13 protein-coding genes are annotated in these 15,652 nt (G+C 67.1%); 12 read left to right on the forward strand and 1 reads right to left on the reverse strand.

Features of this window, described 5'->3' with window-relative positions:
• Positions 1–89 precede the first annotated feature (89 nt).
• Positions 90–2,516: a penicillin-binding protein 1A gene (locus AC1DJN_RS05300; RefSeq protein WP_478038948.1), complete on the reverse strand. Its 2,427-nt coding sequence runs from the start codon at positions 2,514–2,516 to the stop codon at positions 90–92.
• A 217-nt stretch (positions 2,517–2,733) separates the two neighbouring features.
• Here AC1DJN_RS05300 and AC1DJN_RS05305 point away from each other — a divergent pair, with 217 nt between their 5' ends.
• From AC1DJN_RS05305 to AC1DJN_RS05360, 12 genes are all read left to right on the forward strand, one after another.
• Positions 2,734–3,792: a pilus assembly protein PilM gene (locus AC1DJN_RS05305; protein WP_032951624.1), complete on the forward strand. Its 1,059-nt coding sequence runs from the start codon at positions 2,734–2,736 to the stop codon at positions 3,790–3,792.
• Entirely contained in the window at positions 3,792–4,673 is an 882-nt protein-coding gene (locus AC1DJN_RS05310; protein WP_442251981.1) for a PilN domain-containing protein, read from the forward strand. The genes AC1DJN_RS05305 and AC1DJN_RS05310 overlap by 1 nt, the downstream gene beginning before the upstream one ends.
• Positions 4,670–5,326, forward strand: coding sequence for a type IV pilus inner membrane component PilO (locus AC1DJN_RS05315; RefSeq protein WP_025874231.1), 657 nt, complete (start codon positions 4,670–4,672; stop codon positions 5,324–5,326). Before AC1DJN_RS05310 ends, AC1DJN_RS05315 begins: the two co-directional genes overlap by 4 nt.
• A 26-nt stretch (positions 5,327–5,352) precedes the next feature.
• Positions 5,353–5,859 carry a pilus assembly protein PilP gene (locus tag AC1DJN_RS05320; RefSeq protein WP_051501657.1) on the forward strand — a complete coding sequence of 169 codons (507 nt, stop codon included), beginning with the start codon at positions 5,353–5,355 and terminating at the stop codon, positions 5,857–5,859.
• Between the two features lie 21 nt (positions 5,860–5,880).
• Positions 5,881–7,860, forward strand: coding sequence for a type IV pilus secretin PilQ (locus tag AC1DJN_RS05325; protein WP_442251982.1), 1,980 nt, complete (start codon positions 5,881–5,883; stop codon positions 7,858–7,860).
• Between the two features lie 177 nt (positions 7,861–8,037).
• Entirely contained in the window at positions 8,038–9,063 is a 1,026-nt protein-coding gene (locus tag AC1DJN_RS05330; RefSeq protein ID WP_478038949.1) for an AAA family ATPase, read from the forward strand.
• A gap of 8 nt (positions 9,064–9,071) precedes the next feature.
• Positions 9,072–10,001: a DUF58 domain-containing protein gene (locus tag AC1DJN_RS05335; RefSeq protein WP_442251983.1), complete on the forward strand. Its 930-nt coding sequence runs from the start codon at positions 9,072–9,074 to the stop codon at positions 9,999–10,001.
• Positions 9,998–10,447 carry a DUF4381 family protein gene (locus AC1DJN_RS05340; RefSeq protein WP_059064957.1) on the forward strand — a complete coding sequence of 150 codons (450 nt, stop codon included), beginning with the start codon at positions 9,998–10,000 and terminating at the stop codon, positions 10,445–10,447. The genes AC1DJN_RS05335 and AC1DJN_RS05340 overlap by 4 nt, the downstream gene beginning before the upstream one ends.
• The gene (locus AC1DJN_RS05345; protein ID WP_059064955.1) at positions 10,444–11,448 is read left to right on the forward strand and encodes a vWA domain-containing protein; all 1,005 of its coding nucleotides are present in this window, start codon (positions 10,444–10,446) and stop codon (positions 11,446–11,448) included. Before AC1DJN_RS05340 ends, AC1DJN_RS05345 begins: the two co-directional genes overlap by 4 nt.
• The gene (locus AC1DJN_RS05350; RefSeq protein WP_478038950.1) at positions 11,445–13,397 is read left to right on the forward strand and encodes a tetratricopeptide repeat protein; all 1,953 of its coding nucleotides are present in this window, start codon (positions 11,445–11,447) and stop codon (positions 13,395–13,397) included. The genes AC1DJN_RS05345 and AC1DJN_RS05350 overlap by 4 nt, the downstream gene beginning before the upstream one ends.
• Positions 13,394–15,094, forward strand: coding sequence for a BatD family protein (locus tag AC1DJN_RS05355; RefSeq protein ID WP_442251985.1), 1,701 nt, complete (start codon positions 13,394–13,396; stop codon positions 15,092–15,094). Before AC1DJN_RS05350 ends, AC1DJN_RS05355 begins: the two co-directional genes overlap by 4 nt.
• Positions 15,095–15,151: 57 nt before the next feature.
• Positions 15,152–15,652: dicarboxylate/amino acid:cation symporter (locus AC1DJN_RS05360; protein WP_478038951.1), on the forward strand; the 501-nt coding region annotated here is incomplete at its 3' end.

Below are 15,652 nucleotides of genomic sequence, written 5' to 3' on the forward strand. Positions count from 1 at the left end.
AATGCATCGGCGCCAACCAAGGTTGGCGACTACCAAGGCAACGTCGGGCCATGGTGCCAACCAACGGTTGGCACCCACCCCGCCTGGCTTCAGAAGATATCGAACGCGGCCGCGTCAGCCTGCGGGGTGCTCTGCAGGTTGAGGTCGTAGTCGGTCAGGCGATCCATGTCTTCCACCTTCACCCACTCCACCGCACCGTTGAGGGTGGCCTGGACCATGCCGCTCGGCGGTTCGTTCTGTGCGATCGGGGTGTCCTTCAGCGCGGTGCGCATGTAGTCGATCCAGATCGGCAGGGCGGCCTTGCCACCGTATTCGCGGTAGCCCAGCGAGCGGAAGTCGTCGCGGCCCACCCACACGGTGGTCACGTACGGGCCGCCGAAGCCGGAGAACCAGGCGTCACGGTGATCATTGGTGGAGCCGGTCTTGCCGCCCACGTCTTCGCGGCCAAGTACCTTGGCCTGCGCGCCGGTGCCGCGCTGGACCACGTCGCGCATCATCGACACCAGCTGGTAGGCGGTGCGGGCGTCGATCGCACGCGGTGCGGTACGCGCGTCCGGGTTGGCGGGTGCGGCCGGCGTTTCGGTCTTGGCTTCCGGCTTGGCAGCGGCGGTGGCATCGACCTTGGGTGCCGGGGCGCCGAAGTTGAAGCCGTCCACGACCTGGYTCACCGGCTGGTCGCTGCTGCCGGCGCAGTCGSGGCAGGCCATCGCCGGGTTTTCCTTGAACACCAGGTTGCCATCGCGGTCGTTGACCTGGTCGATCAGCCAGGTGTCCACGCGTGAGCCGCCGTTGGCGAACACGGCGTAGCCGCGGGCCACCGACAGCGGGGTCAGCGAGGCGGTACCCAGCGACATCGACAGGTTCGGCGGCAGCTCGGATTCGGCAAAGCCGAACTGGCTGATGTACTTGCGCGCGTAGTCCACGCCCATGCCATCAAGCAGGCGCACCGAGACCAGGTTGCGTGACTGCACCAGCGCTTCACGCAGGCGCATCGGGCCGCGGAAGCCGCCGCCGTCGTTCTGCGGTGCCCAGGTCTTGCCGCGGCGGTCGCGGAACACGACCGGGGCGTCGAGCACGATCGAGGCCGGGTTGTAGCCCTTGTCGAAGGCGGCCGCGTAGACGAACGGCTTGAAGCTCGAGCCGGGCTGGCGACGGGCCTGGGTGGCACGGTTGAACTTGTTGCCGGAGAAGCTGAAGCCACCGACCAGCGCCTTCAGGGCGCCGCTGTGGGCGTCCAGCGAAACCAGGGCGGACTGGCCGCGCGGGAGCTGGTCGAGCAGCCATTCGCCCTCCTTGGCACCAGCGCGCACGCGCACGATGTCGCCGCGCTGCACCAGCTTGGCCGGGCTCTTGTTGGTCCACTTGGCGGCACCGGCCGGCAGCACGATCTCGCTGCGGTTGGCCAGCACCACGGTGGCACTGCCGTCGGCGCCGGTGCTGGCGACGATCGCCGGCAGCAGGCCGGCCTGGCCGAACATGCCGCGCAGGTGCTCGGCCAGGGCCGCGGCGTCGTCGCCGGCGCCCAGCTGTACCTGCTTCTCCACGCCGTGCCAGCCGTGGCGATGGTCGTACAGCAGCAGGCCGTCGCGCACCGACAGGTTGGCGGCGGTCTGCAGGGTCGAATCGATGGTGGTGGTGACGTGGTAGCCCTTGTTGACCACGTCGCCGCCAAAGCGGGCGATTATTTCCTGGCGCACCAGCTCGGCCACGTACGGGGCATCGACCTGCACCGGCGGCTCGTGGGCGGTGGCGTGCATCGGCACGGCCTTGGCCGCATCGGCCTCGGCCTGGCTGACGAACTTCAGGTCGGCCATGCGCTGCAGCACATAGTTGTCACGACGCTGGCGGGCGCGCTCCGGGTTGGAGATCGGGTTGCCCGAGGACGGGAACTTGGGGATGCCGGCCAGCGAGGCCATCTCGTCCAGGTCCAGCTCGCCCAGCTTCTTGCCGTAGTAGAACTCGGCGGCGGCGGCCACGCCGTAGGCGCGGTTGCCGAAGAAACTCTTGTTCAGGTACAGCTCGAAGATCTCGTCCTTGCTCAGCTCGGACTCGATCTTGCGCGCCAGCAGGATCTCGGCCAGCTTGCGGGTATAGCTGTACTCGGAGCTGAGGAAGAACTGGCGGGCCACCTGCTGGGTGATGGTGGAGCCACCGGGCACGCGCTTGTCGTTGGTGGTGGCCAGCAGCCACACCGCGCGACCGATGCCCTTGTAGTCCACGCCGCCGTGCTCGTAGAAACGGGCATCCTCGGTGGCCAGGAACGCCTGTTTCAGCTTCTCCGGCACGTCCTTCATGGTGATGGGGGTACGCCGGGTCTCACCGAATACCGCCATCAGCTTGCCGTCGGCAGCGTAGACGTACATCGGCTCCTGCATTTCCACGTCGCGCAGGGTCTGCACGTCGGGAAGCTTGGAAGAAACGGCGTAGTACAGGCCGCCAACGGCGGCCGCTCCGACCAGCGCCAGGACCAGGACAACAAGAAAGATCCAGCGCAGCCAGCGGCGGAGACGGGTCATCGGTGTCAGATTCCGATTGCGAATTTCGTGGTCGCAGAGTATAGATTACGCAAGGTGGCGGCTGGGGCCGGCACTGGGGAGTGCAAGGGGACGCCAGGGGCTGCGTGTTCATCCTGTGAGGGATGTCACAGCAGGGCGGTTGCCATTTGCTAAGAATACGTTATTAATGCGCGGACGCAGCTCTTGCGTCCAAGTGCCCGTCGGCAGGGGAGAAACCGTGGGGCTCATCCCAAAAAGTCAGTCGCCGCTCATTGGCGTCGACATCAGTTCGACTGCGGTAAAGCTGTTGCAGCTTTCCCGCAGCGGCAACCGTTTCCGTGTGGAACATTATGCCGTGGAACCGCTGCCGCCGAATGCGGTGGTGGAGAAGAACATCGTCGAAGTGGAGGCCGTGGGAGAGGCCATCCGCCGGGCGATGAACCGTTCCGGCAGCAAGGCCAAGCTGGCCGCTGCGGCCGTGGCCGGTTCGGCGGTGATCACCAAGGTGATCCCGATGCCGGCCGACCTGGACGAGAACGACATGGAAGCCCAGATCGAGCTGGAAGCGGTCAACTACATTCCGTACCCGATCGAGGAAGTGAACCTGGACTTCGAGGTGATYGGGGCGATCCCGAACAACCCGGAAATGGTCCAGGTGCTGCTGGCGGCCTCGCGTTCGGAAAACGTCGAGCTGCGCCAGTCCGCACTGGAACTGGGCGGCCTGCAGGCCAAGGTGATGGACGTGGAGGCCTTCGCGGTCGAGAACGCCTTCGCCCTGGTGGCCAGCGAGCTGCCGGTGTCGGCCGAGGGCGTGGTTGCGCTGGTCGATATCGGCGCCACCATGACCACCCTCAACGTGCTGCGTGGTGGCCGTAGCCTGTACAGCCGCGAACAGGTGTTCGGCGGCAAGCAGCTGACCGACGAGATCATGCGCCGCTATGGCCTGAGCTACGAGGAAGCCGGTCTGGCCAAGCGCCAGGGCGGGYTGCCGGAAAGCTACGAGATGGAAGTGCTGGARCCGTTCAAGGAAGCCACGGTCCAGCAGATCAGCCGCCTGCTGCAGTTCTTCTACGCCGGCAGCGAGTTCAACCGCGTCGATCACATCGTGTTGGCTGGCGGCTGTGCTGCCCTTGCAGGCCTGCCGGAGATGGTCGAGGAACAGCTGGGCGTACCGACCGTGGTCGCCAACCCGCTGGCACAGATGACCCTGGGGCCGAAGGTGCAGGCGCACGCGCTGGCCCAGGATGCCCCCGCGCTGATGATCGCGACCGGTCTGGCGCTGAGGAGCTTTGACTGATGGCACGCATCAATCTATTGCCCTGGCGCGCCGAACGGCGCAAGCAGCGCCAGCGCGAGTTCGGCATCATGCTGGGCATGGCCGCCCTGGGTGGCCTGCTGCTGTCGCTGTTGATCTGGTTCTACTACGACATGCAGGTCAGCGGGCAGAATGACCGCAATGCTTACCTGCAGACCGAGATCGACAAGGTCAAGGAGCAGAACAAGGAAATCGACCGCCTCGACGAGCAGAAGAATCGACTGCTGGCCCGCAAGGCGGTGATCGAACAGCTGCAGGCCAAGCGTTCGCAGATGGTCCACCTGTTCGATGCGCTGGTCCGCACCATCCCCGATGGCGTGGTGCTCACCGCTCTGCAGCAGGAAGGCGACGTGCTGACCCTGGAGGGCCGCACCCAGTCCAACGCCCGTGTCTCGGCGTACATGCGCAATCTCGAAGTTTCCGGCTGGATGACCAATCCGGAGCTGGCGATCATCGAGGCGCGTGAGCCGGACAAGGACAAGGACGGGCGCGCGACCGGCCCGGTGGCTGACATCAAGGCATTGCCGTACGTGTTCAAGGTCAAGGTCAAGCTGCCTGCGCAGAGCGAGGAAGCAGGCGCCACGCCGGGCCTGAACCCGGATGGCAGTGTGGCCGGCACCACGCCGGCGGCACCGACGGTCGCACCGCTCAGCGCCGGGCCGGACGCCGCCGCACCGGCTGCTGCCGCACCGGCGTCGGGATCGACTCCGGCACCGGCAGCCGCGCCTGCAACTGCTCCGGCACAGGCCCCAGCACCGGCGGCAACGCCTGCGCCGGCCGCACCCGCACCCAAGCCTGAGGGCAGCCGCCTGGCGCAGCCTCCGCAGGCCTTCCACGCCCCGATGCAGGGGGATCGCGCATGAGCAAGAAAGTCGACATCAAGAACCTGGACTTCAACGACATCGGCAATTGGCCGAGGAACGCGAAGATCGTGTTCTGCTCGCTGATCGCTCTGGTGATCATGTTCGTGCTCTGGATGCTGCTGATCAGCGGCAAGCGCGAGGAGCTGGCGGGCCTGGAATCGCGGGAAACCGAGCTGCGTGCCGAGTTCACCAAGGAACAGGAACGCGCGGTCAATCTGGAGCCGTTGAAGCAGCAGCTGGCACAGATGGAGCAGGTGCTGCAGCAGATGCTGCGGCAGCTGCCCAGCAAGACCGAAATGCCGGACCTGATCATCGACATCTCGCAGACCGCGTTGTCCAGCGGCCTGGCCAACGAGCTGTTCGAGCCCGAACAGGAGCAGATCAAGGAGTTCTACGCCGAGAAGCCGATCAAGCTGCGGATGGTGGGCAGTTACCATCAGTTCGGCGCCTTCGTCAGCGGCGTGGCCTCGTTGCCGCGGGTGGTGATCCTGACCATGCACGACATCAACCTCAAGCCGAAGGACAAGACCGGCGGCAACATCCGCGCCGGTGCGCTGGAACTGTCAGGCACGGTCAAGACCTACCGTTACCTGGATGAGGCCGAGGTTGCCGAACAGCAGAAGGCTGAAGCGGGCAAGGAGGAAAAGAAGTGATCGGTTCCTTCATTGCACGTGGCGGGATGGTGCTGACGGTGCTGCTGCTGGCCGCCTGCGGCCGCGGCGTAAGCAGCACGCCGGGTGATGCACCCAATCTGGAAAAGTGGGTCGAGAGCGAGCGTGCGCGACCGGCGCAGCCGCTGGAGCCGCTGCCGGTGATGCAGCAGTTCGAGACCTTCGAATACTCCGCGCAGGGCATGCGCGATCCGTTTACCGATGCCTGGACCAACCCGCAGCAGGGGAATGGGGGACTGCGGCCAGATCCGAACCGGCGCAAGGAGCCGATGGAAGGCTTCCCGCTGGACGCGCTGGACATGGTCGGCACCATCGGAACAGGCGCCGGCACTGTGGCGCTGGTGATGGGGCCGGACAAGGTGACCTATCGGGTGCGTCCCGGTGGTTACCTGGGGCAGAGCGACGGGCGGGTCACCGCGGTCTTTGAAGACCGCGTGGAGCTGATCGAACTGGTGCCGGATGGCGCGGGTGGCTGGCTGGAACGTCCAGCAACGCTCGCGCTGGAAGATCAATGATCGTTTACTGGGGATAGCACGATGACCTTTCACCAAGCCAAGGGGCTGCGTCCCATCCGGCGCTCTACCTTGAACCGCATCAGCGCGCTGGGAGTCGCGTTGATGCTGGCCTGCGCTCCGGCGCTGGCCGCCGCACCGTCGGAAAAGCCGACCGGCACGGCGCTGGCCGCCACGCCGGCCGCTGCACCGGCAGGCCTGTCGGTCGCACGCATCGATTTCAAGCGTGGCGATGACGGCGCTGGCCGCCTGATCCTGCAGTTCGACGGCCAGGGCGCCATGCCCGACCTGCGCAGCCAGGGCAACAGCGTGGTTGTCGATGTCGGCAACGCACGCCTGCCGGCCAACCTGCAGAAGCCGATGAACGTCACCGACTTCGCCACCCCGGTGCAGCGCATCGACGCCAAGCCGTCCGGGGCCGGCACCCAGCTGGTGCTGAGCACGGGCGGTCCGGTCGAGTCGCTGGCCTACCAGAGTGGCAACGAGTATGTGGTGGAGATCAGCCCGCGGCAGGCCCAGGCCGCCGTTGGCGCAGTCACTGCCGGCAGCGTGACCCAGGCCGCCAAGGGCGTGCCGCAGCGCGGCTACGCCGGCAAGCCGGTGACCTTCAACTTCCAGGACGTGCCGGTGCGCACCGTGCTGCAGTTGATTGCCGAAGAGTCGAATCTGAACGTGGTGGCCTCCGACTCGGTGCAGGGCAATGTGACCCTGCGTCTGGTCAACGTGCCGTGGGACCAGGCGCTGGATATCGTGCTGCGTGCCAAGGGCCTGGACAAGCGTCGTGACGGCAGCGTGGTGTGGGTTGCGCCGCAGTCCGAGCTGGCCAAGTTCGAGCAGGAGAAGGAAGACGCGCGCATCGCGATCGAGAACCGCGAAGACCTGGTGACCGACTACGTCCAGATCAACTACCACAGCGCCACGCAGATCTTCAAAGCGCTGACCGAAGCCAAGGGAATCGGCGGTGGTGGTGGTGGTGGTGGCGGTGGCGGTGGCGGTGGTGGCAGTTCGCAGGAAGAAAGTGGCTTCCTCTCGGGACGCGGTCGCATCGTCGCCGACGAGCGCACCAACACGCTGATGATCAGCGACATTCCGAAGAAGATCGCGCGCATGCGCGAGTTGATCAGTGTCATCGACCGCCCGGTCGACCAGGTATTGATCGAAGCACGCATCGTCATCGCCACCGACACGTTCGCGCGCGAACTGGGTGCCAAGTTCGGCATCAGTGGCAGCCGTGACAACGTGTACTTCAGCGGCGACCTTGAGGCCAATCGGAAGACCCGCGAATCGCAGGTGGACACCGCCAGCACCAACGCCAAGGCTGAGCGCGATTGGATCGCCGGTGGCCGCGTGGGCCCGCCGCCGGTGTCGGTCGGTTCGGCCATCACCCGCGGCCTGAACTGGAACCTGCCGGTGGCAACGGCCAGCAATCCTGGTTCGCTGGCGCTGTCGATCCTCAATGCCGGCTATCTGCTTGACGTGGAATTGTCCGCCATGCAGGAAGAGTCGCGTGGTGAAGTGATTTCCAACCCGCGGGTGGTGACCACCAATCAGCGCGAAGCGCTGATCAAACAGGGCAAGGAAATCGGCTATGTCACCATCAGTGGCGGCGGCGCTGGCGGTGTAGCCACCCCGAACGTCCAGTTCAAGGAAGTGGTGCTGGAACTGAAGGTCACCCCGACCATCACCAACGACAACCGCGTGTTCCTCAACATGGCGGTGAAGAAGGACGAGGTCGATCAGCTGATCCAGCTGCAGGGCTACGGTACCGTGCCGTCCATCAACCGTCGCGAGGTCAATACCGCCGTGCTGGTGGAAGATGGCCAGACCGTGGTGATCGGTGGCGTGTATGAATTCACCGACCGCAACAGTGTCAGCAAGGTGCCGTTCCTGGGCGATGTGCCGTTCCTGGGCAATCTGTTCAAGAAGCGTGGTCGCAACAAGGACAAGGCCGAACTGCTGGTGTTCGTGACCCCGAAGGTCCTGCGCGTGGCCCGCCAGAACTGAGGCATCACATCTGTTGTATCCGACCGGGGCCGCCACGTGCGGCCCCGCGTCGTTTGCGCGGGAGGCCCGGTTGATCGGTCATGCGTGGAGGCTGTTCAGCCGTTCTTGATGCCAGCAGCCGGACGGCCTGCGATGATGTGGGGAACCCGAGCCATCCCGCGCCGGTCAAAGGCCCCCATGAACCTGCCTCCGCCGATGCCCGAATCCATTTCTCCGCCGCCTGCCCCCGTCACCTCGCGCCTGCATGCGGCCTTCAGCGATCTGCGCGATGCACTGTCGGCCGAGATCGTCGGCCAGGCGGCGCTGGTCGAACGCCTGCTCATTGCCTTGCTGGCCGATGGCCACCTGCTGGTGGAAGGTGCCCCGGGCCTGGCCAAGACCACGGCCATCCGGGCCTTGGCGGCGCGGCTGGAAGCAGACTTCGCGCGTGTGCAGTTCACCCCGGACCTGCTGCCTTCGGACCTGACCGGTACCGAGATCTGGCGCCCACAGGAAGGCCGTTTCGAATTCGTGCCGGGGCCGATCTTCCACCCGATCCTGCTGGCCGATGAAATCAACCGTGCGCCGGCCAAAGTGCAGTCCGCGCTGCTGGAAGCSATGGGCGAGCGSCAGGTCASCGTSGGYCGCMRCACSTATGMGCTGYCGYCGCTGTTYCTGGTSATGGCSACSCARAAYCCGATCGAGCAGGAAGGCACCTTCCCGCTGCCGGAAGCGCAGCTGGATCGTTTCCTGATGCACGTACGCATTGGTTATCCGGACCAGGCGGCCGAGTCGGAGATTCTGCGGCTGGCCCGCGAGCGCGCCCGCGGCGCGCTTGGCGAGGCCGCAGCGACGCCGGAAAAACTGCCGATGCAGGATGTCTTCGATGCGCGCCGCGAGGTGCTGGAGCTCCACATGGCCCCCGCGCTGGAGCGCTATCTGATCGAGCTGGTACTGGCATCGCGTGATCCCTCGCGCTACGACGCCTCGTTGGCGCGCCGCATCGCGTGGGGCGCCAGCCCGCGTGGCTCCATCGCACTGGAGCGGTGCGCACGGGCGCGGGCGTGGTTGGCCGGGCGTGATTTCGTCACTCCCGACGACGTGCGTGCCGTGGCGGCCGATGTGCTGCGCCACCGGGTACTGCCCAGCTATGAAGCCATCGCCGAAGGCTGGGATGGTGAGCGCCTGGTGCAGGAACTGCTGGCCCGGGTACCGGCGCCCTGAGCGCGCGCATGACCGGCACGACCAACGGACCTGCTCCGGTTACCAGCGAAGGCGATGGCCTGCGACCGCAACTGGCCGAGCTGGTGGCATTGCGCCGCCTGGCACAGCGTCCGCCGCCGCCTCGTCGTGGGCGCGCGGGCAGCGCCGGGCAAGCGCCTTCGCCGCTGCGCGGACGCGGCATGGAATATGCAGAATCGCGCGAATACGTGGCGGGCGACGACGCGCGCCACATCGACTGGCGCGTCACCGCGCGCACCGGGCGCACGCACACCAAATTGTTCCAGGCAGAACGCGAACGGGTCACCCTGATCGTTGCCGATACTTCACCTGCGCTGTACTTCGGTACCCGCGTGCGCTTCAAGTCGGTGCAGGCAGCACGCGCTGGCGCGGTTGCGGCATGGTCCGCACAGCGCCGCGGCGACCGCATCGGTGCATTGCGCGGTAGTGATCGCGAGGCGCCGATCGCGCCGGCCGGCGGTGCCCGCGGCGTACTGCGCGTACTCGATGCACTCACGCGCTGGTACGCGCAGCCACCTGCCGATGACCTTGGCCTGGAACGCGCGCTGGACCATGCCGGTCGGGTGCTGCGCCCCGGCGCCCGGATGCTGGTACTGGCCGATCCGCAGCAGGCGATCCGGATTCCGCCGGCGCGCTGGAGCGCGTTGGCCCAGCACCATGACCTGAGTCTGCTGCTGCTGGTCGATCCGCTTGAGTTGCAGCCGCCAACGGCGCCCCTGCAGTTTCTCGCCGCGCAGAAGCGCATCGGCCTGGACCTGCGCCGCAGCGACGTGCAGGCGCACTGGCAGGCGCATTTCGTTGAACCCCTGCAGCAGCTGCGCAGCCAGCTTGCCGCGCGTCGCGTCGATGTGCAGGTGCTGTCCACCGATGCGGCAAGCGATGCCTGGCTGGCGCCGGCACCGACGGAGGTGCCGGCATGAGTGCCTCCCTGCCACTGCGCGACGTGCAGTTGCCGCCCTCGCCAGCGTGGTGGCCCCCCGCACCTGGCTGGCTGATGCTGATCGCATTGGTTCTGCTGTTGCTGGCCATCGTTGCTGCGGTGGCATGGCGTCGTCGTCGCCGCCGCCAGCAGTGGATGCGCGTGTTCGATAGGGAGATTGCGGCAGTGAACGGCGCGCCGTCGGAACTGGCAGCCATCGCCAGCCTGCTGCGGCGTGCGGCGCGTCAGGCACGCCCCGGTAGCGAAGCCCTGCGCGATGACGCGTGGTGGCAGTACGTCGATCCCAAGGACACCCTGTCGCTCGCGCAGCGCAACCTGCTGGCCGAGGGGGCGTATCGTCCAAGCGTGGATGCCGCTGCCGTGGCCGACGTGCGCGCGTGGGCGCGGGCACGCTACCTGGCGTTGCTGCAGGAGCGCCGCCGATGAGCGCGCTTGCAGCTTACTGGCCGTGGCCGGATCTGCAGCTGGCCTGGCCGCTGGCACTGCTGGCACTGCCGTTGCCGATCCTGATGCTGGCATGGAAGCGGCGGGCCGATCCGGGCGCTGCGTTGCGCGTGCCCTACGCCGCTGCCGAACTGGAAGCACTGGCTGGCGGCGGTCGTGTCGGCGTTTCCTGGCTGCGCAGCGGCTTGCTGTGGCTGGGCTGGCTGGCGCTGTGCCTGGCGATGGCGCGACCACAGCAACTGGGTGAGGCGATCACCCCGCCGCAGGAGGGCCGGCAGATGATGCTGGCGATGGACGTGTCCGGCAGCATGAGCGAGCCGGACATGGTGCTCGGTGCGCAGGCGGTGGAGCGCTTGACCGCAGCCAAGGCGGTGCTGGCCGATTTCCTGGACCGTCGTGCCGGCGATCGCGTCGGCCTGCTGGTGTTCGGTGATCGTGCCTACACACTTACACCGTTGACTGCGGATCTGTCCAGCGTGCGCGATCAACTGCGCGACAGCGTGGTTGGCCTTGCCGGGCGCGAGACGGCCATTGGTGACGCCATCGCGCTGGCGGTCAAACGCCTGCGCAATCAGCCCGAAGGGCAGCGTGTACTGATCCTGCTGACCGACGGCGTCAGCAACGCCGGTGTGCTGGAACCCCTGCGCGCAGCCGAGCTGGCACGTGCCGAAGGGGTGCGCGTGCACACCGTGGCGTTTGGCAGCGACGGTAGTGCGCGGTTCTTCGGCATTCCCGTGGCCGCCGACCGCGATCCGGTGGATGAGGCAACGCTGCGCAGGATCGCCGAGATGACCGGCGGCCGCTTCTTCCGTGCGCGTGACACCGACCAGCTGGCTGGCATCTATGCCGAACTGGACAGGCTGGAGCCAATCGCAGCGAAGGGACCGGCACTGCGTCCGCGCAACGAGCGCTATGCATGGCCACTGGCCGTCGCCTTGCTGCTGGGCGCATTGGCGTGGGCCTGGCCGGAACGTCGCCGATGAACGCCACTTTCCTGAAGATGCCCGACTGGAGCGCGTTCGAGTGGAGCACGTTCGATTGGAGCGCGCTGCATTTCCTGCGCCCGGATTGGTTGTGGATGCTGGCGGCACTGCCGTTGATCGTCGCGGTGGCCATCTACCGGCAACGGCGCAGCGACGCGTGGCGGCAGGCGGTCGACGCCCATCTGCTGTCGCAGCTCCTGGCGGGCGAGGGCAAGCGACGCACGCGCCTGCCATGGGCATTGCTGCTGGGCTGGACCCTGGCGGCACTGGCGATGGCTGGCCCCAGCTGGAGGCAGCAGGCGCAGCCGATCTATCAGGCCAGTGCGCCGTTGGTGGTGGTGCTGGATCTCTCCAGCCGTATCACCGCGACCGACCTGCCACCCTCGCGCCTGCTGCAGGCGCGGGCAAAGATCGGTGCTCTGCTGCGCGCCCGTCAAGGCGGACAGGTGGGTCTGGTGGTGTATGCCGAAGATGCCTATACCGTGGCGCCGTTGACCGACGACGCTGCCAACGTGGCGCTGTACCTGGACGCGCTGTCGCCGGAGGTGATGCCGCGTGATGGACAGCGCGCCGACCGTGGCATCGACTGGGCGGTCAGGTTGCTGCGGCAGACCGGTGCCCTGCGCGGCCAGATCCTCCTGGTCAGCGACCAGGCTGACAGCGAAGCGGCGCTTGCCGCAGCGCAGGCGCGTGGCCTCGGCCTGCAGGTGTCGGTGCTGGGCCTGGGCACACCATCCGGCGCCGCTTATCGCGATGGTCAAGGCCAGATCGCACAGGCCGCGCTGGATGAAACCAGCCTGCGCGCCGTCGCCACCGCAGGTGGCGGGCGTTACCAGCGCATCGCCAGCGATGATCGCGACCTGAAGGCATTGGACGTACTTGATGCCAGCGACGGCGGTGCGTTGCAGCGGCCCGGGCAGGCCCGGCAGTGGCAGGACGAAGGCTATTGGTTGTTGCCGCCGGTGATGCTGCTGGCACTGCTGGCGTTCCGTCGCCGCGCGGTGCTGGCGGCGGTGCTGGCCGTGGGTCTTCTGCCCTTGAGCGGGCAGTTGCAGGCACAGCCGCGCGCGCCCATGGCTGCGCCGACAGCGGGCACGATGTGGGAACGAGCCGACCAGCGTGAGCATGCACGCCTGGCCGAGGGTGTGCAGGCGTACCGTCAAGGTGATTTCGCCACTGCCCGCAAGCAGTTCGAAGGCATCGACAGCGATGCGGGCTGGTACAACCTCGGCAACGTGCTTGCCCGCCAGGGCGACTACGACGGTGCCATCGCCGCCTACGACAAGGCCTTGGCGCGCCACCCGCAGATGGCCGACGCCGTCGCCAACCGTGCGGTGGTCGACGCCGCGCGCAAGCGCAAGTCGTCGTCGAACAACAGCCAGGGGCAGGGTAAGGGGCAGCAGAAGCCGCAGCAGGGACAGCAGCAGAACCAGCAGGGCCAGCAAGGCCAACAAGGCCAACAAGGTCAGCAAGGTCAGCAGAATCAGCAGCAGGGCCAGCAAGGCCAGCAAGGTCAGCAGAATCAGCAGAATCAGCAGAATCAGCAGAATCAGCAGAATCAGCAGAATCAGCAGAATCAGCAGAATCAGCAGCAGGGCCAGCAAGGCCAACAAGGCCAGCAGGAACCGCAGGGCCAGAAGGGCCAGCAGAACCCGGCATCTGCAGGTTCCGGCCAGCAGGGGGCGAAGCAGGAGCCGCAGGCAGCCGACGCGCAGGCCCAGGCGCRGGCCGATGCCCAGCAGCGCCAGCGCATGCAGCAGGCCCTGCAGCAGGCGCGCGCCGGCGAAGCCGGCAAGGCAGCAGTGCGCGGCGATGGCGGTACACCGCAACAGCGCGAGGAGCAGCAGGCCGTGGAGGCGTGGATGCGGCGTGTGCCGGATGATCCGGGGGCACTGCTGCGGGCCAAGTTCCAGTTGGAAAACGAACGTAGAAAGAGGGAAGGGCGATGACAGGCATGGCGAGCAGGCAAATCCGGTGGCCTCTGCCTGTGCTGGCGATGCTGCTGCTGTGGCTGCCGATGGTGGCCATGGCGCAGACGCGCGCCTGGCTGGAGCAGGACAGCATCGCCGCCGGTGATGCGGTCACCCTGCACATCGAGACCGACCAGGGCGCGCCAGACTATGCACCGTTGAATGCCGATTTCGTGCTCAGTGCGCAGAGCAGCAACCGCCAGGTGCAGTGGAGCAATGGCGGCGTCCAGCAGCGCAACCTCTATACGGTTGCGTTGACGCCGCGCCGCACCGGTACGCTGCAGGTGCCTTCATTACAGGTAGGCGCAGCACGCACGGTGCCCTTGGTGCTGCAGGTAAGTGATGCCGTGGTGGCCACCCCGCAGAGCAATGCCACCGCCTTCATCGAAACCGAGGTGGATGACCCGACGCCCTACGTGCAGCAGAGCGTGGGCGTGGTGGTCAGGCTGTACTTCGCCTCGCAGCTGGCGTCGGGCGAACTGGTGCTCGACACACCCAGTGGCGCTTCGCTGCAGCGGGTGGGGGAGGATCGCAGCGACGTGCGCCAGGTCAACGGCCGTCGCTACAACGTGGTCGAACGTCGCTTCCTGCTGATCCCCGAGCGCAGCGGGGCGTTGCGCCTGCCGGGCGCGCGCTTCACCGGCCGCAGTGCAGGTGGATTCTTCGATGACTTCTTCGGGAGCGGTGGCGATGGCCGCATGAATGCCGTCGGTGCCGAACGCACGCTGCAGGTGCAGGCGCAACCGGCTCAGGCCGTGCAGCCGTGGCTGCCCCTGCACAGCCTGCAATTGCGCTACACCGCTGCACCCAGCAGTGCGCGCACGGGCGAAGCGGCCACCGTGATGGTCGAAGCGATCGCCAACGGCGCTACCCGGGCCCAGTTCACCGATCTGCCCGTGCCCGACCTCGGCGACGCCGCACAGGTGTTCGCCGAACCTGCCCAGTACGAGGAGACCTTCAACGGCAGCACGCCACGCCTGAAGATCACCCGTCGCTACTCGATCGTGCCGCGGCAGGTTGGATCCCTGCGCGTGCCGGGGCCGCGCGTGGCCTGGTGGAACGTGGACAGTGGCAGTGCCCAGCAGGCCAGCCTGCCGGATCTGGAACTGGCCGTGGCCGCAGGCCGGGCCGGCGCGCCGGCGGCACAACCGATCGATACCGATGCCGCGTTGCCGGGAGACGCCGCACCCGCCGCTGCATCCTCTCTTGCACCCACCGCAGCAGGTCCCCGGCCGTGGCCGTGGATGGCGGCCGCCGCAGGCCTGGCGCTGCTATGGCTGTTGACCCTGGCATGGGGATGGCGACGTGGCCGCCGTGCCGTCGTCCACACCCGTCCGGTTCCCCGGCCAGGAGCCAGTGCCCCTGCAACGTCCTCGCGTGCCAGCGTGGCCGAGTTGCGCCGGGCGATCGATGGCGAGGGCTTTGACCAGGTAGAGGCGCTGCTGTGTTCGATGGCCGGCGTGGAACGCCTGGAACAGGTGATCGAGCGCCTGGCCGATCCGGCCCAGCGGCAGACTCTGCAGGCGTTGCAGCAGGCGCGCTGGGGTGGGATGGGGGATGTCAGCGCGTTGCGGGCCCGCCTGCGCGAAAGCTTCCGTGACGGACCGCACTGGTCGGCCGCCGCCGGCGCCGTCGACACTGGGCTGCCGCCGCTGTATCCACCGCGGCAACCCTGAACCGGCGCGGCTTGCGCGCTTTGTTAGAGTAGATTCATTTTTCGAGGAATCCCGCGCATGACAGCAGCTGCTGCCGACAAGAAGAAGTTGCCCCTGCATTGGAAGATGGGCATCGGCTTTGCGATCGGCCTGGTCCTGGGACTGATCGTGCATGCCCTGGGCGGCAGCGTCGACGGCCTGCAGACCGGTGCCAAGTGGGTAATGGACTACGTCACCACCCCGGCGTCGGGCCTGTTCCTCAACCTGATCTTCATGCTGATCGTGCCGCTGATCTTCTCGGCGCTGATCATGGGCGTGTCGGAGATGGGCGACATCCGCGCCCTTGGCCGCATCGGCTGGAAGACGCTGGCCTACACCGTGCTGCTGTCCGGCATCGCGGTGGGTATCGGCCTGGTGCTGGTCAACCTGCTCAAGCCCGGTGCCGGCGTCGACCCGCAGGTGGCCGCGCTGATGCTGTCGGAGAATGCCGAGCGCAGCAAGGAAATCGTTGCTGGCATCCATGGCACGCCGAAGGGCATGGACATGCTGCTGTCGATCGTGCCGAGCAACGTGCTGCAG

Source organism: Stenotrophomonas sp. 05L414_2 (genome assembly GCF_056397905.1).